The organism is Jejuibacter sp. L23 (assembly GCF_050815825.1).
Taxonomy (GTDB): Bacteria; Pseudomonadota; Gammaproteobacteria; order Enterobacterales; family Enterobacteriaceae; genus Jejubacter; species Jejubacter calystegiae.
Window position 1 is genome coordinate 2,172,030 of record NZ_CP138199.1, and the last position, 21,590, is coordinate 2,193,619.

Annotated in this window: 21 protein-coding genes; 9 read left to right on the forward strand and 12 right to left on the reverse strand. The window is 57.0% G+C overall.

Features of this window, described 5'->3' with window-relative positions:
- Positions 1–60: 60 nt before the first annotated feature.
- From SCU88_RS09985 to yeaG, 4 genes are all read right to left on the reverse strand, one after another.
- Entirely contained in the window at positions 61–507 is a 447-nt protein-coding gene (locus SCU88_RS09985) for a DUF441 domain-containing protein (RefSeq protein WP_138097176.1), read from the reverse strand.
- A 100-nt stretch (positions 508–607) separates the two neighbouring features.
- A complete protein-coding gene (locus SCU88_RS09990) occupies positions 608–1,114 on the reverse strand; it encodes a YbaK/prolyl-tRNA synthetase associated domain-containing protein (protein WP_175339912.1) in 507 nt (168 codons plus the stop codon).
- A gap of 286 nt (positions 1,115–1,400) precedes the next feature.
- Entirely contained in the window at positions 1,401–2,684 is a 1,284-nt protein-coding gene (locus SCU88_RS09995) for a DUF444 family protein (protein ID WP_175339913.1), read from the reverse strand.
- A gap of 69 nt (positions 2,685–2,753) precedes the next feature.
- Positions 2,754–4,688, reverse strand: coding sequence for a protein kinase YeaG (yeaG, locus tag SCU88_RS10000; protein WP_138097179.1), 1,935 nt, complete (start codon positions 4,686–4,688; stop codon positions 2,754–2,756).
- Between the two features lie 432 nt (positions 4,689–5,120).
- Here yeaG and SCU88_RS10005 point away from each other — a divergent pair, with 432 nt between their 5' ends.
- Together SCU88_RS10005 and SCU88_RS10010 are read left to right on the forward strand one after the other, a co-directional pair.
- Positions 5,121–5,870, forward strand: coding sequence for a MipA/OmpV family protein (locus SCU88_RS10005; protein ID WP_138097180.1), 750 nt, complete (start codon positions 5,121–5,123; stop codon positions 5,868–5,870).
- Between the two features lie 242 nt (positions 5,871–6,112).
- Positions 6,113–6,961, forward strand: a complete 849-nt coding sequence (locus tag SCU88_RS10010; protein ID WP_175339914.1) for an aldo/keto reductase — start codon at positions 6,113–6,115, stop codon at positions 6,959–6,961.
- Between the two features lie 45 nt (positions 6,962–7,006).
- Here SCU88_RS10010 and SCU88_RS10015 read toward each other — a convergent pair whose 3' ends face one another.
- Entirely contained in the window at positions 7,007–7,891 is an 885-nt protein-coding gene (locus SCU88_RS10015) for a D-hexose-6-phosphate mutarotase (protein ID WP_175339915.1), read from the reverse strand.
- A gap of 72 nt (positions 7,892–7,963) precedes the next feature.
- Entirely contained in the window at positions 7,964–8,959 is a 996-nt protein-coding gene (gapA, locus tag SCU88_RS10020; protein WP_138097184.1) for a glyceraldehyde-3-phosphate dehydrogenase, read from the reverse strand.
- Between the two features lie 334 nt (positions 8,960–9,293).
- Between gapA and msrB the strand changes: the two genes are divergently transcribed.
- Both msrB and SCU88_RS10030 read left to right on the forward strand, forming a co-directional pair.
- A complete protein-coding gene (gene msrB / locus SCU88_RS10025) occupies positions 9,294–9,707 on the forward strand; it encodes a peptide-methionine (R)-S-oxide reductase MsrB (RefSeq protein ID WP_138097185.1) in 414 nt (137 codons plus the stop codon).
- 45 nt (positions 9,708–9,752) lie between these two features.
- A complete protein-coding gene (locus SCU88_RS10030) occupies positions 9,753–10,037 on the forward strand; it encodes a YeaC family protein (RefSeq protein ID WP_138099231.1) in 285 nt (94 codons plus the stop codon).
- Positions 10,038–10,071: 34 nt separating this feature from the next.
- Here the strand turns inward: SCU88_RS10030 and pncA are convergent, their stop codons facing one another.
- From pncA to sppA, 3 genes are all read right to left on the reverse strand, one after another.
- Complete coding sequence (pncA, locus tag SCU88_RS10035; protein WP_175339916.1) at positions 10,072–10,704, reverse strand: bifunctional nicotinamidase/pyrazinamidase; 633 nt, start codon at positions 10,702–10,704, stop codon at positions 10,072–10,074.
- Positions 10,704–11,732 carry an asparaginase gene (gene ansA / locus SCU88_RS10040; RefSeq protein WP_138097187.1) on the reverse strand — a complete coding sequence of 343 codons (1,029 nt, stop codon included), beginning with the start codon at positions 11,730–11,732 and terminating at the stop codon, positions 10,704–10,706. The genes pncA and ansA overlap by 1 nt, the downstream gene beginning before the upstream one ends.
- Before the next feature lie 92 nt (positions 11,733–11,824).
- Entirely contained in the window at positions 11,825–13,687 is a 1,863-nt protein-coding gene (gene sppA / locus SCU88_RS10045; protein WP_175339917.1) for a signal peptide peptidase SppA, read from the reverse strand.
- Between the two features lie 170 nt (positions 13,688–13,857).
- Between sppA and SCU88_RS10050 the strand changes: the two genes are divergently transcribed.
- From SCU88_RS10050 to SCU88_RS10060, 3 genes are all read left to right on the forward strand, one after another.
- Entirely contained in the window at positions 13,858–14,409 is a 552-nt protein-coding gene (locus SCU88_RS10050) for an NAD(P)H nitroreductase (RefSeq protein WP_138097189.1), read from the forward strand.
- 117 nt (positions 14,410–14,526) lie between these two features.
- On the forward strand, positions 14,527–15,570 hold the full coding sequence (gene selD, locus SCU88_RS10055) for a selenide, water dikinase SelD (RefSeq protein ID WP_138097190.1): 1,044 nt from the start codon (positions 14,527–14,529) through the stop codon (positions 15,568–15,570).
- A 4-nt stretch (positions 15,571–15,574) separates the two neighbouring features.
- On the forward strand, positions 15,575–17,533 hold the full coding sequence (locus SCU88_RS10060) for a DNA topoisomerase III (protein ID WP_175339918.1): 1,959 nt from the start codon (positions 15,575–15,577) through the stop codon (positions 17,531–17,533).
- 1 nt (position 17,534) lies between these two features.
- On the opposite strand, the gene gdhA is transcribed toward SCU88_RS10060, so the two are convergent.
- The gene (gene gdhA / locus SCU88_RS10065; protein WP_175339919.1) at positions 17,535–18,881 is read right to left on the reverse strand and encodes an NADP-specific glutamate dehydrogenase; all 1,347 of its coding nucleotides are present in this window, start codon (positions 18,879–18,881) and stop codon (positions 17,535–17,537) included.
- A gap of 162 nt (positions 18,882–19,043) precedes the next feature.
- Between gdhA and SCU88_RS10070 the strand changes: the two genes are divergently transcribed.
- Positions 19,044–19,316 carry a DUF1496 domain-containing protein gene (locus SCU88_RS10070; protein WP_175339920.1) on the forward strand — a complete coding sequence of 91 codons (273 nt, stop codon included), beginning with the start codon at positions 19,044–19,046 and terminating at the stop codon, positions 19,314–19,316.
- Here SCU88_RS10070 and SCU88_RS10075 read toward each other — a convergent pair.
- Entirely contained in the window at positions 19,282–19,689 is a 408-nt protein-coding gene (locus SCU88_RS10075; RefSeq protein ID WP_175339921.1) for a pyrimidine (deoxy)nucleoside triphosphate diphosphatase, read from the reverse strand. The two genes, SCU88_RS10070 and SCU88_RS10075, sit on opposite strands and share 35 nt — an antisense overlap.
- Before the next feature lie 4 nt (positions 19,690–19,693).
- Positions 19,694–20,500 (reverse strand): exodeoxyribonuclease III, encoded by an 807-nt coding sequence (xthA, locus tag SCU88_RS10080; RefSeq protein WP_175339922.1) that lies wholly within the window; start codon positions 20,498–20,500, stop codon positions 19,694–19,696.
- Between the two features lie 304 nt (positions 20,501–20,804).
- On the opposite strand from xthA, the gene SCU88_RS10085 reads away from it, so the two are divergent.
- Positions 20,805–21,269 (forward strand): hypothetical protein, encoded by a 465-nt coding sequence (locus SCU88_RS10085; RefSeq protein ID WP_175339923.1) that lies wholly within the window; start codon positions 20,805–20,807, stop codon positions 21,267–21,269.
- Positions 21,270–21,590: the final 321 nt, after the last annotated feature.

Sequence of the window (21,590 nt, forward strand, 5' to 3'; positions counted from 1 at the left end):
TATAGCTTTCTGGTGTTACGGGCCGCGATGGCCCATAGAACGATCGGTTATTAAAAATCCCTACTGTTTACCCACCACCAGCGAAATCAATCCGGCGGCAATTAGCGGGCCCACCGGCACGCCGCGGAACAGCGCCACACCCAGGACGGTGCCTACCAGCAGTCCGCCTACCAGCGTTGGCTGGCTGCTCATCAGGCTGACGCCGCGCCCGCCCAGCCAGGAGACAAAAACGCCAACCGCTACCGCCAGCAGCGACTTCCAGTTCATAAAGGAGTGGATCAGGGTGGATGAGGGGAGCGAGCCGCTGGCGATTGGCGCCATCACGCCGATAGTCAGGATAATAATCCCCAGCGTGAGTCCCTGTTTTTCAATCCAGGGGAAGTAGTGGTTAAGGGGCGTTATCTTAATCGCAATCAGCACCAGAATGGAGATGGTCACGGTGGTGTTGTGGCTAACCAGGCCCAGTGCGGCCAGCGCCACCAGGATAATAAGCGTACTATCAAACATCGGGACGGTCCTTCCCCTGCCGGAATAAAAGTTACAAAACCATTACTCTACATGGCTCATGGCCGTCAGGGGAGAATTTTGCGTTGGGCAACTGCCCGAATCATGGGGCCATACGACGGAACTCGACCAGTTCCGGCCTGGCAATACGCAGATAATCCGCGCTATTGAGCACCATGGAGCGATCGAGCCGTCCGGCGTTAAAGGCGATCTCGTCAAAACGTTCAAAAAGCAGCGGATCGGCCACCAGCTTCAGGGCCGGGTGAAAACTGAAGGGCGGGATGGCGCCAAACACGCAGCCGGTGAGCTGTTCGACTTCCACCGGGCTTGCCAGCGAGGCGCGCAGACCACCGATGCGCTGCGCCAGAATGGCGAGATCCGCCTGCTGGTCTGCGGCCAGTACCGCCAGTACGTGCTGATTTAATCCGTTGCCTTTTACCTTACAGACCAGCGCTTTGGCGCCCTGGCCCAGCGCGGTGCCGCGCAGTTCAGAGACCGCCTCGCATTTGCCGACCGCTTCGTGGGACATGACCCGAAAGTCTGCCGCTTCTGCAGTGAGCAATGCGACCAGGCGCTGATGAATATCGTTAAGCGGGGGGGCTACGGTCATGGCGTTCTCCTTAAAATGACGGTTACCACCAGCCCAGATAGCTCCCCACCCAGGCCACGATGGCGACGAGGATCAGAATAAGGGTGGTTTTGCGCATTGTGAAGGTCTCCGGAATCGCTAAGGGAATGAATTAAGGGGAAAGAGAGTGCCTTTCGCGACAGACCTCGTCAAGGGGCGGATCTGACCACATTGCGAAATCGCTCAGTTTTCCGGTATGGCGTCTGGAGATGGAATCAAACGGGTAAAGAAAGCCAGCAGGAGGCGCTCTGCTGGCTGTTTTTTGATATCAACTGTGACTTTCGCTGCTCTGCTTATGAAACAGTTCACGGAACACCGGGTAGATATCCTCCTGGTCGCGGATGTGCTGCATGGCGAAGTTATCAAACATCGTTTGCAGGTGCTCATATTCGCGCCACAGGGTCTGATGGGCGCGCCTGGTGATCTCGATATAGCTGTAATAACGCACCACCGGCAGAATCTTTTTCGCCAGCAGTTCGTGACACAGCGGGGAGTCGTCGGCCCAGTTATCGCCATCCGAAGCCTGAGCGGCGTAGATATTCCACTGGGCCGGGTCATAGCGCGCCTTCACGACCTCATCCATTAGCTTCAGGGCGCTGGAGACAATGGTGCCGCCGGTCTCCTGGGAATAGAAGAATTCGTGCTCGTCCACCTCTTTGGCCTGGGTATGGTGGCGAATATAGACCACCTCCACGTTTTTATAGGTCCGGCTCAGGAACAGATAGAGCAGGATGTAAAAACGCTTGGCCATATCCTTGGTGGCCTGATCCATCGATCCGGAGACGTCCATCAGGCAGAACATCACTGCCTGGCTGGAAGGCTCAGGGCGCTTCTCGTAATTGCGGTAGCGCAGATCGAAGGTGTCGATAAAGGGCACCCTGGCAATGCGTTCGCGCAGCGCTTCGATTTCACGCTTCAGGCGCTCTTCTTCCAGCAGCATGGCCGGTTCGCTGTGCTGCACCTGTTCCAGGCTGGCTTCCAGTTCCCGTAGCTGGCGGCGCTTACCGGCGTTCATGGCGGTACGGCGCGCCAGCGAGTTCTGGAGCGAACGCACCACGCTGATATTAGCCGGTACGCCGTTGGCGGTGTATCCGGCGCGGTGAGTTTTAAACTCATTTAGCTGGCGTTGTTGATTCTTCTTCAGATTGGGCAGCGCCAGATCCTCGAACAGCAGATCCAGGTATTCGTCTTTGGAGATCTGAAAGACAAATTCGTCCTGACCTTCGCCTTCGGGGCTGGCCTGGCCCTGGCCGCTACCGGAACCGCCGCCGCCGCCCTGGGGGCGTTCGATGCGATCTTTCTGCACAAAGTGGTCATTACCGGGATGGACGCGCTGACGCTGACCGCCGCGCCCCTGATGAAACATCGGTTCGTTGATATCGTCTGTCGGAATGGATACCGACTCGCCGCTCTCCACATCCGTGACCGAACGCTTATTGATGGCCTCGGAGATCGACTGCTTGATTTGCGACTTATAGCGACGCAGGAAGCGCTGGCGGTTTACCATGCTCTTGTTTTTACCGTTCAGGCGTCGGTCAATAAACCAGGTCATAGGTCCCCCTGACTTCGTCTGTCATAAAACAGGTAAAGGCCGCGGCATCACACCGCGACCGGCAGGCCGTTAAGAGGACTTACGTACTCGCAGATACCATTCGCACAGCAAACGCACCTGCTTGCGGGTGTAGCCCTTTTCCATCATGCGATCGACAAAGTCATCGTGTTTCTTCTGCTCGTCGGTCGAGGTTTTGGCGTTAAACGAAATGACCGGCAACAGCTCTTCGGTATTGGAGAACATCTTCTTCTCTATAACCGTGCGCAGCTTCTCATAGCTGGTCCAGTTAGGGTTGCGGCCATTGTTGTTGGCTCTGGCGCGCAGCACGAAGTTGACTATCTCATTACGGAAGTCTTTGGGGTTGCTGATCCCCGCCGGTTTTTCGATTTTCTCAAGCTCTGCGTTCAGCGCTTCGCGGTCAAACAGCTGGCCGGTGTCCGGATCGCGATACTCCTGATCCTGAATCCAGAAGTCGGCGTAGGTCACGTAGCGATCGAAGATGTTCTGACCGTACTCCGAATAGGATTCCAGATAGGCGGTCTGAATCTCTTTGCCGATAAACTCGGCATATTTGGGGATCAGATAGCCCTTCAGATGTTCCAGATAGCGCTCTGCCTGCTCCTGAGGGAACTGCTCGCGCTCGATTTGCTGTTCCAGCACGAAGAACAGATGCACCGGGTTAGCCGCCACTTCGGCGTGATCGAAGTTGAAGACCCGGGAGAGGATCTTAAACGCGAAGCGGGTGGAAAGACCGTTCATGCCTTCGTCGACGCCGGAATAGTCGCGATACTCCTGGTAGGACTTCGCTTTCGGGTCGGTATCCTTCAGGCTTTCGCCGTCATAGACCCGCATTTTCGAATAGATGCTGGAGTTTTCCGGCTCTTTAAGGCGTGACAGTACCGAAAAGCGCGACAGCGTTTCCAGGGTTCCGGGGGCGCAGGGCGCGTGGGTCAGCTCACTGTGGTTAAGCAGTTTTTCGTAGATGCGGATCTCTTCGGAGATTCGCAGGCAATAAGGCACCTTCACGATATAAACGCGATCGAGGAAGGCCTCATTGTTTTTGTTATTACGGAACTGTACCCATTCCGATTCGTTGGAGTGGGCAAGGATGATGCCGCTAAAGGGCAGGGCGGAGATCCCTTCGGTACCGTTGTAATTCCCCTCCTGGGTGGCCGTCAGCAGCGGATGCAGCACCTTAATGGGCGCTTTAAACATCTCCACGAACTCCATAATCCCCTGGTTGGCGCGGCACAGGGCGCCGGAGTAGCCATAGGCATCCGGATCGTTTTGAGCGTGATCTTCCAGCTTGCGGATATCCACCTTACCCACCAGCGCTGAAATATCCTGATTGTTCTCATCGCCGGGTTCGGTTTTGGCAATCGCCAGCTGTTCCAGAATCGACGGCCAGACCTTCACCACCCGGAATTTAGTGATATCGCCGCCGAATTCGCGCAGCCGCTTGGCGGCCCAGGGCGACATAATGGTGCCGAGATAGCGGTTGGGGATGCCATACTCTTTCTCCAGAATCTGGGCATCCTCCTGGGGATTAAACAGGCACAGCGGGTGGTCATTCACCGGGCTGCGTTCGCCGTTGGCGCTTAACACATAGATGGGCACCTTCTGCATTAATGCTTTCAGGCGTTCGGCAAGGGAGGATTTACCACCGCCGACCGGCCCCAGCAGATAGAGGATCTGTTTCTTCTCCTCCAGTCCCTGGGCGGCGTGTTTCAGATAAGAGACAATCTGCTCGATAGCCTCCTCCATGCCGTAAAACTCTTCAAAAGCCGGGTAGCGTGCAACCACCCGATTCGAAAAGAGACGGGACAGCCGTGGATCCTGGGCGGTATCGACCATTTCAGGCTCACCGATAGCCATCAATAGCCGCTCCGCCGCGTTGGCATAGGCACTGCGATCTTGCCGGCAAGTGGTAAGAAACTCCTGCAGTGTGAACTCTTCGTCCTTGGCAGCTTCATAGCGCTGGCGATAGTGATCGAATATATTCATGGCATGCCGTCCTTTCGTTTTTTAGCACAGGTGATAAGAGCCGTTGGTATGAATAATGGAGGCTCCGGAAGACGTAATCTGATAACTGCAACCCCGATACCGGCGATCTCATCAGTCCGGTAACTGTGCTACTGCGTTTCAGGGTTATCCACCTTCTAAAATTTAAGCGTAGATGCATTTGGGAAACTTGCATTGGGACCTGAGTAAATTTCAACGACATATCAATAACTCATCTGATATCGCTTTATTGACGTCTGAAAGCCCGATGCGCTATTCGCATCTCCTTCATCCCGCTGTCAGCACAATGTCATCTAACCAGGTGATGCTGTGATGTTTTCTTATTGTGCGATGGGGGTTGTGAAAATGTTTTGGTTCGGCTCAACGTGCAGGTACACTTCCCGCGGGAACACAAGATGAAAGGATTAAAATACTGTGACCAAATTCAAACTTCTTGCAGTGGCAGTCCTGGCGGCGGCTACCGCTAACACCGCGTTCGCCGACGAGGGGATCTGGTCGCTGGGGGCGGCGGCCTATATTCAGAACAGCCCTTATAAAGGCACCAATACCGAGACCCGTCCGGCGCCGATGGTGGGGTATGAAGGCAAAAACTTCTATCTGCGCGGCTTTAACGGCGGCTACTACCTGTGGAATGATAAGACCGATAAGCTGTCGATCGCCGCATGGTATTCACCGCTGCATTTCCGCCCCAAGGATAGCGGCGATCATCAAATGCGTCGTCTGGACTATCGTAAGTCCACGATGATGGCCGGGCTGAATTATGCCCACTACACTCAGTACGGCTACCTGCGTACCTGGCTGGGTGGCGATGTCCTGGGTGAAAGCAACGGCGTGACCTGGGATCTGGCGTGGCTGTACCGCTATACCAATGGCCGTCTGACCATCACCCCGGGTATCGGCGCTACCTGGAACAGTGAAAATCAGAACCAGTATTACTATGGCGTACGTCGCAGCGAGTCGTCGCGTAGCGGCATTCGTCACTACAACGCGGATAGCGACTGGAACCCGTACGTGGAGCTGTCGGTTAACTATAACCTGACCGATAACTGGAGCATCTACGGAATGGGCCGCTATATTCGCTTTGGCGATGAAGTGAAAGACAGCCCGATGGTGGATCGCAGCTGGATGGGTATGCTGCTCACCGGCGTTAACTACCGCTTCTGAGGTTAATTAAAGCGGCATCAGGGTCAATAGCGGGGTGCTCAGGCACCCCGTCAGGTTGATGACAAAGAGGGAAAAAACGTGGTTTTTCCCTCTTTGTGGCAATCGGCCGAAAATCAATAGATTGATTTTCCGTGTTTATTTTCCTGGTGATTCAGGGCCGAATACATTCGGCCCTGGTTTGTCATCAGTCTCGCGGGGTGCTCAGGCACCCCGTTCGCTTATCTGCGATAGGGAGGCATGATATGGGTAAAAGCATCAATCTGGCCGGACAAACGCTGCCAGCCCTGGGACAGGGAACCTGGTATATGGGGGAAGACCCCGGCCAGCGGCGCCAGGAAGTGGCCGCGTTACAGGCGGGTATCGACCTTGGCCTGCGGCTTATCGATACCGCCGAGATGTACGCCGAGGGCGGAGCGGAACAGGTGGTGGGAGAAGCCATTCGCGGGCGACGCGAACAGGTGTTTGTGGTATCGAAGGTTTATCCGTGGAATGCCGGCGGCGCACTCGGTATGGCGGCCTGTGAAGCCAGTCTGAAGCGGTTAGGCACCGACTATATCGACCTTTATTTGCTGCACTGGTCTGGCGATATCCCGCTGGAACAGACGCTGGAATTGATGACCGGGCTTCAGCGTCAGGGCAAGATTGGCCACTGGGGCGTCTCTAATCTGGATATCGATGAGATGCACGAGCTGTGGACCCTGGCGGGTGGGGAAGCCTGCGCGACCGATCAGGTGTTGTATCATCTGGCATCGCGCGGTATCGAAACGGATCTCCTGCCCTGGTGTCAGGAAAGGGAGATTCCGGTGATGGCCTACTGCCCGCTGGCCCAGGCAGGAAGACAGCGTCGGGGGCTGATGCAGCATCCGCTGCTGGTGGAAGAGGCTAAGTCGCTGGGTATTAGCGTGGCGCAGCTGCTGCTGGCATGGGTGATTCGTCGTCCCGGGGTGATTGCCATCCCCAAAAGCGCGACCCTGGCTCATGTGCGGGATAATGCCGCCGCGCTGGAGATCTCTCTGAGCGATACGCTGCTCGAGCGCCTTGATAAGGCTTTCCCGGCCCCGACGCGCAAGACGCCGCTGGATATTGTCTGACGATGATACCGGGCGCCGCTGCGTGGCGGCGCCCGAACAGGGACTTTAACCTTTCAGCACTTTCAGGGTGCAGGCCAGACGCGAAGGCTGACCGGGGCGGGCGCGCTGAGGTACGGTAACGGCCGCGGTTTCGATGCAAACCATGGTCCGGTATCCGTCATCCGGCATATCGGCCATGCTAACGGAAAGGGCAGGGCCCGGATTCCAGCCAACGACGTTACTGTTGTAACGGTGTGCCACCTCAATGGTGCGGCCCAGTTTACCATCTTCAATCAGACTGCTGGCTTCCGGTGCCAGATAGACCCGATCGGTCCGGTCCGAAAAGGTCTGTACGCCGTCGGAAAGCCGGCCTTCCTCGCCGTTATTCACCTTATCGAGATAGCTCTCGCCCAGACCGGCAACGCGCACCTGTGCGATATCGCCCACCCGGAAGTAGCTGTGCAGCGCCGCGGTGGTCTCGAAATCGCCGTGCGCTTCCAGCGCCATTTCACATTCGGCGCCCAGCCGGAAGTGCGCCAGCAACTGGAAGTCGTGGGGCCAGAAGCGGCGGGTTTCGTCGCTACTCAGCAGTTCGAAGGTGAGATTAACGCCATCGGTATCCTGCTGGTGCTCTTTAAGCTGCCACGGCAGGTTGCGGGCAAAACCGTGGGACGGGAATCCCGGCTGCGCCGACGGGCCAAACCAGGGCCAGCAGACAGGTACGCCGCCGCGCAGCGCGCTACCGGTGGTAAACGGGGTATTGCTGCTCAGCCAGATGACTTCTTCTTCTCCGGCGGGCTGCCAGGAGAGCAGGTGAGCGCCCTGCAGCGCAAAGGCGGCGCGCGCCCTGGGGTGATCCACCACAATCAGGTCCAGTTCGTCCAGCTTACGGCGGGAGACAGCATCGCTTATCTGATTAACGACGGACAGCGTATAGATATCGGCACTCATAGGTATCTCCTTGTCTGATCCAATAAAAAAGGCCCCGTGGGGGCCTTTTGCAGAACGCTGATTCAACACACCTTATTTAGAGATGTGAGCGATCAGGTCCAGTACCTTGTTGGAGTAGCCAGTTTCGTTGTCGTACCAGGAAACCAGTTTCACGAAGTTGTCGTTCAGGGCGATACCGGCTTTGGCATCGAACACGGAAGTGCAAACTTCGCCGTTGAAGTCGGTGGAAACCACGTCATCTTCGGTGTAGCCCAGAACGCCTTTCATCGGACCTTCAGAAGCGGCTTTGATCGCTTTCTTGATGTCTTCGTAAGAAGCGGCTTTTTCCAGACGAACGGTCAGGTCAACAACGGATACGTTCGGAGTCGGAACGCGGAATGCCATACCGGTCAGTTTGCCGTTCAGTTCCGGCAGTACTTTACCGACCGCTTTAGCAGCACCGGTAGAGGACGGGATGATGTTCTGAGCCGCGCCACGGCCGCCGCGCCAGTCTTTGTGAGACGGGCCGTCAACGGTTTTCTGGGTAGCGGTGGTGGCGTGAACGGTGGTCATCAGGCCTTCAACGATACCGAAGTTGTCGTTGATGACTTTAGCCAGCGGCGCCAGGCAGTTGGTGGTGCAGGAAGCGTTGGAAACGATATCCTGGCCAGCGTAGGTTTCAAAGTTGGCACCGCGAACGAACATCGGGGTGTTATCTTTAGACGGACCAGTCAGAACCACTTTTTTCGCGCCAGCGGTGATGTGCTTACGTGCAGTTTCGTCGGTCAGGAAGATACCGGTTGCTTCAGCAACAACGTCAACGCCAACTTCGTTCCACTTCAGGTTAGCCGGGTCTCTTTCAGCGGTAACACGGATGGTTTTACCGTTAACAACCAGATGGCCGTCCTTCACTTCTACGGTACCGTTGAAACGGCCGTGAGTGGAGTCGTACTTCAGCATGTAAGCCATGTATTCCGCGTCCAGCAGATCGTTGATAGCCACGATCTCGATGTCAGAACGTTCCTGAGCGGCACGGAAAACAATGCGGCCAATGCGGCCAAAACCGTTGATACCTACTTTGATAGTCATATATTCCACCAGCTATTTGTTAGTGAATAAAAGGTTGGTTGTAAAATTACAAAAACCTTACGCAGCGTCAAGCGGAATCGTGTCAATCATTGCGACAAATCAAACCGCTGAGGGGCAGATTTGCCTCCACGTTTCCATTCTGCTGCCACCCATATGGGGGTGATGCGGCAGATTTTAAAGCGCCCTGGATACAAAAGTGTGAATTTGATCACAAATGAGGGGGCATCCGCCATTATGGGCTGAGTTTAGAACAAAACCGGCATCCTCGCTGTTAATGTTTTGTTAGAATCTGAACTGAGGAACTCCCCCGATACGCACACAGAGAGCGCTGTTTATGGCTAACTCAAAATCGACTGAAGAATTGAAACAATCCCTGACTGAAATGCAGTACTACGTGACCCAGCAACAGGGCACTGAGCCGCCATTTAGCGGGCGTTTGCTGCATAACAAGAGCGACGGCATCTACCACTGTCTGGTCTGCGATGCGCCGCTGTTTAATGCCGGTACCAAGTACGATTCCGGCTGCGGCTGGCCCAGCTTTTACCAGCCGGTCAGCGAAGACGCCATCCACTATCTGAAGGATTTCACCCACGGTATGGAGCGTATTGAGATCCGCTGCGGTAACTGCAATGCCCATCTGGGGCACGTATTTCCGGACGGTCCGCAGCCCACCGGTGAACGCTACTGCGTTAACTCTGCTTCCCTGAGCTTTAGCGATGGCAGCAGCGATGAACGCACCAAAGGTTGATAAATCGATTCAGCTACCTTCCCAGGGAGTGTAATAACTATGAGTATGGAGATAGAGCAGATTCTTGCCGCTATGACGCCGGAAGTGTACCAGCGTCTTGTTACGGCGGTAGAGCTGGGGAAATGGCCCGATGGCGTGGCGCTGACGCCGGAGCAGAAAGAGAACACCTTACAGCTGGTGATGCTGTGGCAGTCGCGCAATAACCATCAGCCCGAGCATATGTCGCTGGGCACCGACGGTCAGATCGTGATGAAGAGCAAGCAGCAGCTGAAGCAGGAGTTCGGTATTGAACCGGCGCCTTTCGTTACATTGAAGCCGGAGCAGCAGTAACCGGTGGCCCGGGATTTCCCGGGCCGTCATGCACTTACTGAAGCGCTTCAGCTTCAGTGCTAAGAGTGGCGCCTGCCGCCGCCATTTCCGCCAGTGCCCGCTCGCTGTCCTGGGGGGAAAGATTCACGCCGCGGCAGCCGTCGGTGACCAGGGTGACGCGGTAGCCCAGCTTCAGAGCGTCCATTACCGTGAATTTCACGCAGTAGTCGGTCGCCAGCCCCATTACAATCAGTTCGGTGACTTCATGATGACGCAGCCAGCCGTCCAGTTCGGTCTGGCGACGCTGGCCGTTGTCGAAGAAGGCGCTGTAGCTGTCTACCAGCGGATCTTCCCCCTTATAAAACAGCGCATCGATGGCCTGCTGATGGAGCTCCGGATGCAGCGCTGCGCCCGGACTGTTCTGCACGCAGTGATCCGGCCACCAGGTCTGGGGCAGGCCCGCCAGTTCACCCTGAGTGTAAGGCGGCTCTCCCTGCTGGCTGGCAAAGCTGCCGTGATTCGCCGGGTGCCAGTCCTGGCTGGCCAACACTGCGATCCCCCTGGTCTTGCAGGCATCAATCAGCCGGTTGGCGACGGCAATCACGCTATCGCCGTCCGGTACCGCAAGGGCGCCATCGGCGCAGAAATCATTCTGAAGGTCGATCAGTAACAGTGCGCTTTGGGTCATCAGATTGCTCCTTCGTGGTCCGGGGTCAGTTCACCGCGCAGGTTTTGCGCCATCGCCGCGCGAATGGCAGGGGCTTCCAGTCCCTGACTTAACAGCCAGTGTAGCTTGGTCAGGGTCGCTTCTACCGTCATATCGGCGCCGCCGACCACGCCGGCATGGGCGAGGGCGTTACCGGTGGCATAGCCGCCCATATTGACGCGCCCCGACATGCACTGGGTCAGGTTAACCACCACGATACCGCGCTCGCTGGCTGCCCGCAGTTCCGCCAGAAAGTCGGCATGCTGGGGCGCATTGCCCACGCCGTAAGAGCGCAGTATCAGCGCCCGCACCGGCTGACGCAGAAAGTTACTTACCACATCCGCAGAAATGCCCGGGTAGATGGTCACTACCCCAATCGGCTGTGGCGTAATGGTGTGAACGATCAGTTCGCCGTGACCAGTGGGGGCCGCCGGAGTATTCAGACGCCGGATATGGATACCGGCCTCCAGCAGCGGCGCCAGGTTGGGGGAGGCGAAGGCATCGAAGCCGTCGGCATGGGCCTTGGTGGTGCGGTTGCCGCGGTACAGGCGGTTATTAAAAAACAGCGAGACCTCATTAACCGGGTAGTTGGCCGCCACATAAAGCGCATTCAGCAGGTTGGTCTGTCCGTCTGAACGCAATTCCGCCAGCGGGATTTGTGACCCTGTCACAATCACCGGTTTACCCAGATTCTCCAGCATGAAGGAGAGCGCCGAAGCGGTAAAGGCCATGGTGTCGGTACCATGCAGGATCACAAAGCCGTCATAGTCGTCGTAGTGGGCCTTAATATCATCGGCGATATGCTGCCAGTCTTCCGGCGTCATATCCGAAGAGTCCATCAGCGGCTGGTATTCGTGGATGGTAAAGTCCGGCATCTCCGGGCGATGAAATTCCGGCATCAGCGCCAGCTGACGCTGCAGGTGGCCGGAAACCGGAATATACCCCTGCTCGGAGCGTTGCATACCAATGGTACCGCCGGTGTAAGCGACATAAATCGATTTCTTTTGCATCAGAGGACTCTGGGCTGAAATAAACAGCCGCAATATAGCCAGGGATCCGGGAAAAAAACAGCCCGGCAGGCGCCGGGCTGTTGGGGGAGGTGTTACTTCACATCACCACAGGTGAGGCATAACGCGTAGCGGTTTTGAGGATCGTTGAGCGACTGCCATTTGTCGCCCTGAGCCTTCAATTCGCTGGTGGCCTGCGCCAGCGGTGCTGGCAGATAAGCCTGTAGCGCGTCAGGTAACGAGGCCTGGACCGAGGCGCCCATCTGATTCAGCAACTGGTCGAACAGACCCGGCTCATCCAGCTGGAACTTCAGGTGCCACTGCTTCAGCTTCGCCAGTTCGGCTGCTTTATTCACGGCGTCATCGAAGTCGCCAAGGCTGTCTACCAGGCCGTTCTGTTTGGCGTCCTGGCCGGTCCAGACGTGGCCCTGAGCAATCTGATCAATCTGCTCCGGCGTCTTGTTGCGCGACTTCGCCACCAGATTAATAAAGCGCTGATAGCCGCTCTCGATGCTCAGTTGCATCATCTGCTGTACTTCCGGCGGCAGCGCTTTGGTGCTGGAGACATCCGCCAGCGGCGAGGTTGCCACGCCATCAGTATTCACACCCACGCTCTTCAGGCTCTCTTCCAGGGTAGTGATAACCCCAAAGATACCGATAGAGCCGGTGAGCGTGGAGGGGGAAGCCACGATGTAGTTCGCTGGCGTCGAGATCCAGTAACCACCCGAGGCCGCCATTCCGCCCATTGAAACCACGATCGGTTTGCCCTGAGCTTTGGCCGCGGCCAGCTCTTCACGAATCACCTCAGAGGCGCTGACGCTACCGCCGGGGCTATTGACCCGCAGCACAATCGCTTTCACGTTGGGGTCGAGTCGGGCTTCGCGAATGCGCGCCGCAGTGGTATCGCCGCCCATATTACCGGCAGAATCTTCACCGTCCATAATGGCGCCGCTCGCCAGAATGACTGCGATGGCGCCGCCTTGCTGCGGGGCGGGCTTCACGCTGTAATCGTAGATGCTGGTGGCTTTATAGGTTTTCTGCTTGTTGTCCCAGCCGAACTGCTTGCCCAGCGCCTGGTCAACCACGTCTGAGGTTGCCAGTTCATCTACCAGCTTGTTCTTCAGGGCATACTGCGCGGTATCGCCTTTGAGCGCGGTAAGTTGCGTCAGCAGACCCTGGGCGCCGGGGAAGACCTGGCTGGCCGGGATCTTACGGTTAGCGGCGATGGTGTCGAGATAGTTGCCCCACAGCTCGCCAATCCAGCGGCCGTCGGCTTCGCGGGCGGCATCGGACATATCATCGCGGATAAACGGCTCTACCGCAGATTTGTAGGTTCCTACACGGAACACGTGGGTGTTGACCTTAAGCTTCTCCAGCAGTGATTTATAGTACATGCCGTTGGTGGCAAAGCCGTGCATATCCACCACGCCCTGCGGAGAGAGCCAGATCTTGTTGGCGAAGCTCGCCAGCAGGTACTGTCCCTGGCTGTAGCTGGCGCCCCGGGCATAAACCGGCTTACCGCTGGCGCGGAACTCCTGTAATGCCTTGCCGATATAGCGCATTGAAGGCTGGTCGGCGCCGGCAAAGTTTTTCAGATCGAGCACGATGCCGGTGATATTGGTGTCACCTTTCGCCTGGCGAATGGCATCGACAATATCGAACAGCGAGTTTTCCTGTAACCGATCGGAGCTGGCGCCAAACAGCTGGCGGCTCAGCATACCCAGCTTATTGTTGACCGAAGGCTTATCGACCACGACACCGGTGATATCCAGCAGCAGCGCGCCACGTTCGGCCGGGCGGTTAGTGTCGGATGTCAGGCTGCTGAACTGCATCCAGATGCCTACCCCAACCAGAACCAGGAAGATAAAGAACAGGTTAAGTACCAGTTCCCTGATGAAATTCAGCAGACGCCAGCTCCATTTAAAAAAGCCGGCAAAGATTCGCCAAAGGGTGTGCATGTCTTCTCCATAACCAGATAAATATCACCGCCAGCGATCCGGTGGCAGCAAGTCATGCTGTTTATCCTAAATATCCGGGGCCGGATTGTCAGCAGGAATCGGCACTGTACTGTAACAATCTGCCATGCTGTGTTAATTTCTTGAGCAGGCATCGTTACTGGAGTTAATAAATGGATGCATTAGAACTGTTAATCAACCGACGCAGCGCTTCCCGCCTGGCGGAGCCTGCACCGGAAGGCGAGGCGTTGCAGAATATTCTGCAGGCCGGAATGCGAGCGCCGGATCACGGCGGTCTGCAACCCTGGCGTTTTTTCCTGATTGAAGGGGAAGGCCGCGCGCGCTTCAGCCTGTTGCTGGAAGAGGCGGCGAAGGCCAAAGGGCTGGACGAAAAGGCGATTGAAAAGTCGCGCGCCTCGCCGTTTCGCGCGCCGCTGATTATCGCCGTGGTGGCCCACTGCAGCGATCATCCGAAGGTACCGCACTGGGAGCAGCTCTGTTCTGCGGGTTGCGCGGTGATGGCGATGCAGATGGCGGCCCAGGCCCAGGGCTTTAACGGCATCTGGCGCAGCGGCCCCTGGACCGGCGACCAGGCCGTTCGCGCCGCCTTCCAGTGTCGCGAGCAGGATCAGATTGTCGGCTTCCTCTATCTGGGCACGCCCCAGCTCAAAGCCGCCACCTCCATCAGCGTGCCGGACATCACGCCATTCGTGCAACGATTCTGAAACTTCCCCTCAGCTGTCCGGATTGTGAGCAAAAGCAGCGCAATTCGGATGGCCACTCTTACCACTCCCGCATTCTGGCGCTACCATATGGGCCATTGCCAATGACAGGAGAGGTCCATGAGTGAGCAAGCTATTCGTTTGACGCAATATAGCCACGGAGCTGGTTGCGGCTGCAAAATATCCCCGAAGGTGCTGGAAACCATCCTGCACAGCGAACAGGCGAAGTTTATCGACCCGAACCTGCTGGTGGGCAATGAGACTCGCGATGATGCGGCCGTTTACGATCTGGGGAACGGCACCAGCATTATCAGTACCACCGATTTTTTTATGCCGATTGTCGACGATCCCTTCGACTTTGGCCGCATTGCCGCCACTAACGCTATTAGCGATATCTACGCGATGGGCGGTAAGCCGATTATGGCGATAGCCATCCTGGGCTGGCCGCTGGATAAACTGGCCCCGGAAATTGCCCGTCAGGTTACCGAAGGGGGGCGTGAAGCCTGCCGTCAGGCGGAAATCGCCCTGGCGGGCGGCCATTCCATCGACGCCCCTGAGCCGATTTTCGGTCTGGCGGTGACCGGCGTGGTGCCCACCGAACGGATCAAGAAAAACAGTACGGCACAGGCGGGCTGCAAACTCTACCTTACCAAGCCGCTGGGCATTGGCGTTCTGACCACGGCCGAGAAAAAATCGCGTCTGCTGCCGGAACACCAGGGACTGGCCACCGAAGTGATGTGCCGAATGAATAAGCCGGGCGCGGTGCTGGCGCAGCTCGACGGCGTGAAGGCGATGACCGACGTCACCGGTTTTGGTCTGTTGGGACACCTGAGCGAAATGTGCCAGGGCGCAGGCGTTCAGGCCGAAGTCTGGTTCGACCGGATACCGAAACTGCCCGGCGTCGAGGCCTATATCGACCAGGGCTGCGTGCCTGGCGGCACCGCCCGTAACTTTGCCAGCTACGGCCACCTGATGGGCGAAATGCCGCAGGCGTGGCGCGATTTGCTGTGCGATCCCCAGACTTCTGGCGGTCTGCTGCTGGCGGTGACGCCGGAAGCCGAAGCCCAAGTGCTGGCACAGGCGGCTGAGCTGGGGCTGGAATTAACGGCCATCGGCGAGTTGCGCGAGGCCCGGGGCGGGCGCCCGATGATCGAGGTGCGCTGATTCCATGCGGCTGTTTATCGCGGAAAAGCCAAGCCTTGGGCGAGCCATTGCCGATGTGCTGCCCAAACCCCATCGCCGCGGCGATGGCTACATAGAGTGTGGCAACGGCCAGGTGGTGACCTGGTGCGTGGGCCACCTGCTGGAACAGGCTCAGCCGGATGTCTACGACGGGCGTTACGCGCGCTGGAATCTGGCCGATCTGCCCATCGTCCCGGAAAAGTGGCGGCTACAGCCGCGGCCGTCGGTCGCCAAACAGCTTAACGTCATCCGTAAGCTGCTGGAGCAGGCCAGCGAAGTGGTGCACGCCGGTGACCCGGATCGCGAAGGGCAACTGCTGGTGGATGAGGTGCTCGACTACCTGGAACTGGCGCCGGAAAAGCGGCGCCAGGTTCAGCGCTGTTTGATCAACGATCTCAACCCGCAGGCGGTGGAGCGCGCCATTGCAAGGCTGCGCGCCAACAGCGAATTTGTGCCGCTGTGCGTTTCCGCGCTGGCTCGTGCCCGCGCCGACTGGCTGTACGGCATCAATATGACCCGGGCCTGGACCCTACTGGGGCGTAACGCCGGGTATCAGGGAGTGCTTTCGGTCGGGCGGGTACAGACCCCGGTACTGGGGCTGGTGGTGCGCCGTGACGAAGAGATCGAAAACTTTGTCCCGCGTGACTTTTTTGAGGTGCGCGCCCATATCGTCACCCCGAAGGATGAACGCTTTGTGGCGGTCTGGCAGCCCAGCGATTCCTGCGAGCCTTATCAGGATGAAGAGGGGCGGTTGTTGCACCGGGGGCTGGCGGAGCATGTGGTTAAACGTATTAACGGTCAGCCAGCCACGGTAACGGCTTATAACGATAAGCGCGAGTCAGAGACGGCGCCGCTGCCGTTTTCGCTTTCCAGCCTGCAGATTGAGGCGGCAAAACGCTTCGGCCTGAGTGCCCAGATGGTGCTGGACACCTGCCAGAAGCTCTATGAAACCCATAAGCTGATTACCTATCCCCGTTCTGACTGCCGCTATCTGCCGGAAGAGCACTACGCCGGGCGTCATTCGGTGCTTAACGCTATCGGTGTTCACGCGCCGGATCTACTGCCGCAGCCGGTGGTGGATCCCGAAATCCGCAACCGCTGCTGGGATGACAAAAAGGTGGATGCCCACCATGCCATCATCCCGACCGCCCGCGGCAGCGCCGTGAAGCTGACCGAAAACGAGAGCCGGGTCTACGAGCTGGTTGCCCGCCAGTATTTGATGCAGTTCTGTCCGGATGCCGTATTCCGTAAGTGCGTTATCGATCTCGATATTGCCGGTGGCCGCTTTGTGGCCAAGGCGCGTTTTCTGGCGGAAGCCGGATGGCGCACCCTGCTGGGGGCCAAAGAGCGCGATGAAGATAACGACGGTACGCCGCTGCCGGTGGTGGCGAAGGGTGACGAGCTGCTGTGCGAAAAGGGTGAGGTGGTGGAGCGTCAGACCCAGCCGCCGCGCCATTTTACCGATGCTACGCTGCTGTCGGCCATGACCGGTATCGCGCGCTTTGTGCAGGATAAAGATTTAAAGAAGATCCTGCGCGCGACCGACGGACTGGGTACCGAAGCCACCCGGGCCGGAATTATCGAGCTGCTGTTCCGGCGCGGTTTTCTGGTTAAGAAGGGGCGCTATATTCACTCTTCGGACCCCGGCAGGGCGCTGATTCACTCGCTGCCGGAGATTGCCGGACGGCCAGATATGACCGCCCACTGGGAATCGACGCTGACCCGCATCAGCGAAAAGCAGTGCCGCTATCAGGATTTTATGCATCCGCTGGTGGACACCCTGCATGAGTTGATCGGCCTGGCGCGCAGTGCCCCGGTGCGCCAGTTTCGCGGTCTGGCGGCTCCCGAGCCCCAGTCGGAAAAACGCGCCGCCCGTAAAGGCGGCGCGATGAAGGGGAAACGCCGGGGTAAAGGCGGCGGTAAAGAGGCCGCCACCGGCGTCTGACTCAGATAACGCCCTGATGGCGCATGGCATCGGCCACTTTGACAAAGCCTGCGATATTGGCGCCGCGCACGTAATCTACCTGCGCGGCGTCGTCGCTGCCCCAGGTGACGCAGTCGGCGTGGATTTTTTCCATAATGGCATGCAGCCGCCCGTCGACCTCTTCACTGTCCCAGCTCAGGCGCGCCGCGTTCTGAGCCATCTCCAGTCCCGACGTTGCCACGCCGCCGGCGTTGGCCGCTTTGCCTGGCGCAAACAGTACCCCAGCCTGCTGGAACAGCATGGTCGCCTCCAGAGTGGTCGGCATATTGGCGCCTTCCGCCACCGCCCGGACGCCGCTGGCGATAAGCTGCCGGGCGTCATCGACATCCAGCTCGTTCTGGGTGGCGCACGGCAGGGCGATATCGACCGCCACCTGCCACGGCCTGGCGCCTTCGTGCCAGGGGAGCGAGAACTCCCGGGCGTAATCCACCAGCCGACCGTTATGGCTGGCCTTAATCGCTTTCAGTCGCGCCAGTTTCTCAGGGGTAAAACCGGCTTCATCCACCACGGTGCCAGCGGAATCTGAAGCGGTGATGACCCGGGCGCCGTACTCCAGCGCTTTTTCAATGGCGTACTGCGCTACGTTACCGGCGCCGGAGACCGCGACCCGCATGCCTTCCAGCGCCATACCGTGCTGCCTGAGCATGGCGTCGGTAAAGTAGATCAAACCGTAGCCGGTGGCTTCCGGGCGAATCAGGCTGCCGCCGAAGCTTAATCCTTTGCCGGTAAAGGAGCAGCTGTTGGCGTTGCTCAGCTTACGCATCATCCCGGCCATATAACCCACCTCCCGACCGCCGACGCCGATATCGCCAGCGGGAACATCGGTATCCGGCCCCAGGTGGCGCCACAGCTCGCTCATCAGCGCCTGGCAGAAACGCATGATCTCGCCGTCGCTCTTGCCTTTGGGATCGAAGTCGCTACCGCCTTTACCGCCGCCCATCGGCAGGGTGGTCAGGGCATTTTTAAAGGTCTGCTCGAAGCCCAGGAACTTCAGGATCGACAGATTGACCGAAGGGTGGAAGCGCATACCGCCCTTATAGGGACCGATGGCGGAGTTAAACTGTACCCGCCAGGCGCGGTTGACCTGAACCTGGCCGCTGTCATCGGTCCAGGCGACCCGGAACTGAATGACGCGTTCCGGCTCTGCCAGGCGCTCCAGCAGGGCATTGTCAAAATAGTCGGGATGCTGTTGCAGAAAGGGCCACAGGGTGGCGAATACCTCCCGCATTGCCTGGGCGAATTCCGGCTGGTGGGGGTCGCGTTGCAGCACGCGGTCAAGAAAGGTCTCCAGGGAAGGGATTGTGGTCATAGAGTGACTCCTGTCATTAGAAATAAAGGAAAAGCCCGCAGGCGGGATTATGGTTATTTTTTGACTATATCACCGCCCGGGCCAAAATAAACAGGGCTTGCCGTCATGCGTTGCTGGGGCCAGAATACCCGCAATGAAAATACCGGAACGGAGTGTAGAGGTATGAAAAGCCGACTGTTATTCGCCGCGTTTGCGATGGTCGTGGTACTGCCCGCAGGGGCCCGCCCGGCCCCCGATGTTGAGGTGAAAATCCCCGCGCAAAGCCTGGAGCGCACCCGGGATCGAACAGCGAACTGTAGCCGCTGCTGCCTGTTTGAGGATCGCAACTACAGTGAAGGGGCGGTGATTAAAAGCGAAGGGATACTGCTACAGTGCCAGCGTGAACAGGGAGCGGTCGGTACTAATCCGCTGGTCTGGCGGCGGGTGAAGCCATAAAGGCCGCCAGTAGCGGAATATCCGCCGGGGCAAGGGGATAATCCCTGGCGGTTTCCGGTCGGCACCAGACCAGGGCACTGTGGTTCAGAAGCTGGATTTCGCCCTGGTAGTCCGGCACCGTCCAGGCGTGCAGGTGGATAATACGGCCAGTCACCTGCTGACGCTGGCTGGCGATATAGTCGCCCACCGTCGCCCGGATCCCCAGCTCTTCCCACAGTTCACGCGCCAGCGCCTGAGGCTGGCTTTCACCCGGTTCCACCTTGCCGCCGGGAAACTCCCACAGCCCCGGCTGATCGCCGCCCAGTGGACGCTGCGCCAGTAGAATCTCGCCGCGACGGTGAATAATGGCTGCCACCACATCCAGGGTATTCATCGGATTACAGATCGAATTTCACCCAGATTGGCGCATGGTCGGAGGGCTTCTCCATGGCGCGAATTTCATAATCGATGCCGGTCTCTGTGCAGCGTTCGGCCAGCGGCGACGTGGCCAGCAGCAGATCGATACGCAGCCCGCGGTTATCATCAAACCCTTTAGAGCGATAGTCGAACCACGAGAACTGATCCTGGGTCTCCGGATGGGCGGCGCGCCAGGTATCCACCAGTCCCCAGCCCAGCAGCCTTTCCATCCATTCACGCTCTTCCGGCAGGAAGGAGCACTTACCGGTACGCAGCCAGCGCTTGCGGTTCTCTTCGCCAATACCGATATCGAGGTCCGTGGCGCTGATATTCATATCGCCCATAATCAGCACCGGATTCTGGTTGCTGAGCTCGCTTTCCAGATAATTTTGCAGATCCTGGTAGAACTTCTGTTTAGCCGGGAACTTCAGCGGGTGGTCGCGGCTTTCGCCCTGGGGAAAGTAACCGTTGATCACCGTCAGCGTGCCGAGCGGTGAGGGGATATCCGCCATAATAATACGGCGCTGGGCCTCTTCCCCGTCACCCGGAAAGCCGCGGCGTACCGCCAGCGGCGAGGCTTTGGTGAGGAGCGCAACGCCGTAATGGCCCTTCTGGCCGTGGTAAAACACGTTGTACCCGAGCTTCGCCACCTCTTCCAGGGGGAACATATCGTCGTGTACTTTGGTCTCTTGCAGGCCGATAACGTCCGGCTGGTGCTGTTCGACAATCGCCGCCAGCTGATGGGGGCGGGCGCGCAGTCCGTTGATATTAAAAGAGACAAATTTCATAAATCGCTGCCGCAGTCAGGTGAATGTGGCAGGGATGTTAGCAGAAAACGTCAGATAATGCGCCAGGGGGATGTTAAGGGTAGCGCTTTGCTTCATGACTGATATTCATTAGGATTTTACATAGAAAAATGAATGTTATTCTTAAATATTGTCATGGGCTGAATAGTGATTTTGTCGATGTTTGATGTGTAATTCCTCTTGAAATATCTTATATCAATCTGATTTATGGAATTGCATCCTGATAATTAACTTGTTGGTAGTAAAATGATTTTCATGGCTATTAATGAGGTAAGCTTGTATATCTGTGAGCTTTGATTTATTGGATGGGCTTATTGTACGCACTGTACATGGCAGGCATAGCCTGGAGTCTGCCCAGGGAGAGAACGACGTGGTAAGGATAAAAAATATTGAGAACAGAACGACAGCGGATTTGATCGAGGAGTGTGACAGGAAGAAAATTAGATATTTGATCACCTTTTTTGTTTTAGATGTACTTGTCTTCGTTATCCATGAAGTGAAATTCATTCCCATAAATCCCTGGCTGAGTTATCTGGCCGCTATTTTATGTATTTTTGCATTAGCAAATTTTTCTTTTGCGGTATTTATGCGATATTTTCCGGGTATTCTTAAGGAAGAGTATGGGAGGGAGGATGTTCCTGACGATGCATTGCGCAGGGAAGAGGGTTTTTGGGAGGGGGTTGAATTTTGGCTCTCTGCTTTGCTGATAGTATTATCAAATTTATATTATTTGACCATGCCTTTTTTGTAATGATTTTTATATTGTTAATTTAATTAATGTAGAGGTTATATAAATGGCTGAAAGAGATAAGGGTAAGGATGTTGGGTTTGCGAATGGGGTGGCAAATGGCATTCAGATGGCTCTGACTGCCATGGGTTATACAACTAAATTTGGCAAGAATAATAAGCAATTTTTACGAGTTATTAGTGGTAAATTGGGTGCCGTTACTTCTTTAGCAAACCTTGCCTATAAATATAAAAATGGAACTGACTCTATTAGTGACTGGCTTGCAGTGGGTTCCGATTCGGCTATTCTATTGGCGGGCTATACTGGTAATCCTATTATTGCAGG

Bases quoted from the DNA above. Each gene is read 5' to 3' on its own strand.
- SCU88_RS09985 (WP_138097176.1), bottom strand. From the start codon at position 507: ATGTTTGATAGTACGCTTATTATCCTGGTGGCGCTGGCCGCACTGGGC.
- SCU88_RS09990 (WP_175339912.1), bottom strand. From the start codon at position 1,114: ATGACCGTAGCCCCCCCGCTTAACGATATTCATCAGCGCCTGGTCGCA.
- SCU88_RS09995 (WP_175339913.1), bottom strand. From the start codon at position 2,684: ATGACCTGGTTTATTGACCGACGCCTGAACGGTAAAAACAAGAGCATG.
- yeaG (WP_138097179.1), bottom strand. From the start codon at position 4,688: ATGAATATATTCGATCACTATCGCCAGCGCTATGAAGCTGCCAAGGAC.
- SCU88_RS10010 (WP_175339914.1), top strand. From the start codon at position 6,113: ATGGGTAAAAGCATCAATCTGGCCGGACAAACGCTGCCAGCCCTGGGA.
- SCU88_RS10015 (WP_175339915.1), bottom strand. From the start codon at position 7,891: ATGAGTGCCGATATCTATACGCTGTCCGTCGTTAATCAGATAAGCGAT.
- gapA (WP_138097184.1), bottom strand. From the start codon at position 8,959: ATGACTATCAAAGTAGGTATCAACGGTTTTGGCCGCATTGGCCGCATT.
- msrB (WP_138097185.1), top strand. From the start codon at position 9,294: ATGGCTAACTCAAAATCGACTGAAGAATTGAAACAATCCCTGACTGAA.
- SCU88_RS10030 (WP_138099231.1), top strand. From the start codon at position 9,753: ATGGAGATAGAGCAGATTCTTGCCGCTATGACGCCGGAAGTGTACCAG.
- pncA (WP_175339916.1), bottom strand. From the start codon at position 10,704: ATGACCCAAAGCGCACTGTTACTGATCGACCTTCAGAATGATTTCTGC.
- ansA (WP_138097187.1), bottom strand. From the start codon at position 11,732: ATGCAAAAGAAATCGATTTATGTCGCTTACACCGGCGGTACCATTGGT.
- sppA (WP_175339917.1), bottom strand. From the start codon at position 13,687: ATGCACACCCTTTGGCGAATCTTTGCCGGCTTTTTTAAATGGAGCTGG.
- SCU88_RS10050 (WP_138097189.1), top strand. From the start codon at position 13,858: ATGGATGCATTAGAACTGTTAATCAACCGACGCAGCGCTTCCCGCCTG.
- selD (WP_138097190.1), top strand. From the start codon at position 14,527: ATGAGTGAGCAAGCTATTCGTTTGACGCAATATAGCCACGGAGCTGGT.
- SCU88_RS10060 (WP_175339918.1), top strand. From the start codon at position 15,575: ATGCGGCTGTTTATCGCGGAAAAGCCAAGCCTTGGGCGAGCCATTGCC.
- gdhA (WP_175339919.1), bottom strand. From the start codon at position 18,881: ATGACCACAATCCCTTCCCTGGAGACCTTTCTTGACCGCGTGCTGCAA.
- SCU88_RS10070 (WP_175339920.1), top strand. From the start codon at position 19,044: ATGAAAAGCCGACTGTTATTCGCCGCGTTTGCGATGGTCGTGGTACTG.
- SCU88_RS10075 (WP_175339921.1), bottom strand. From the start codon at position 19,689: ATGAATACCCTGGATGTGGTGGCAGCCATTATTCACCGTCGCGGCGAG.
- xthA (WP_175339922.1), bottom strand. From the start codon at position 20,500: ATGAAATTTGTCTCTTTTAATATCAACGGACTGCGCGCCCGCCCCCAT.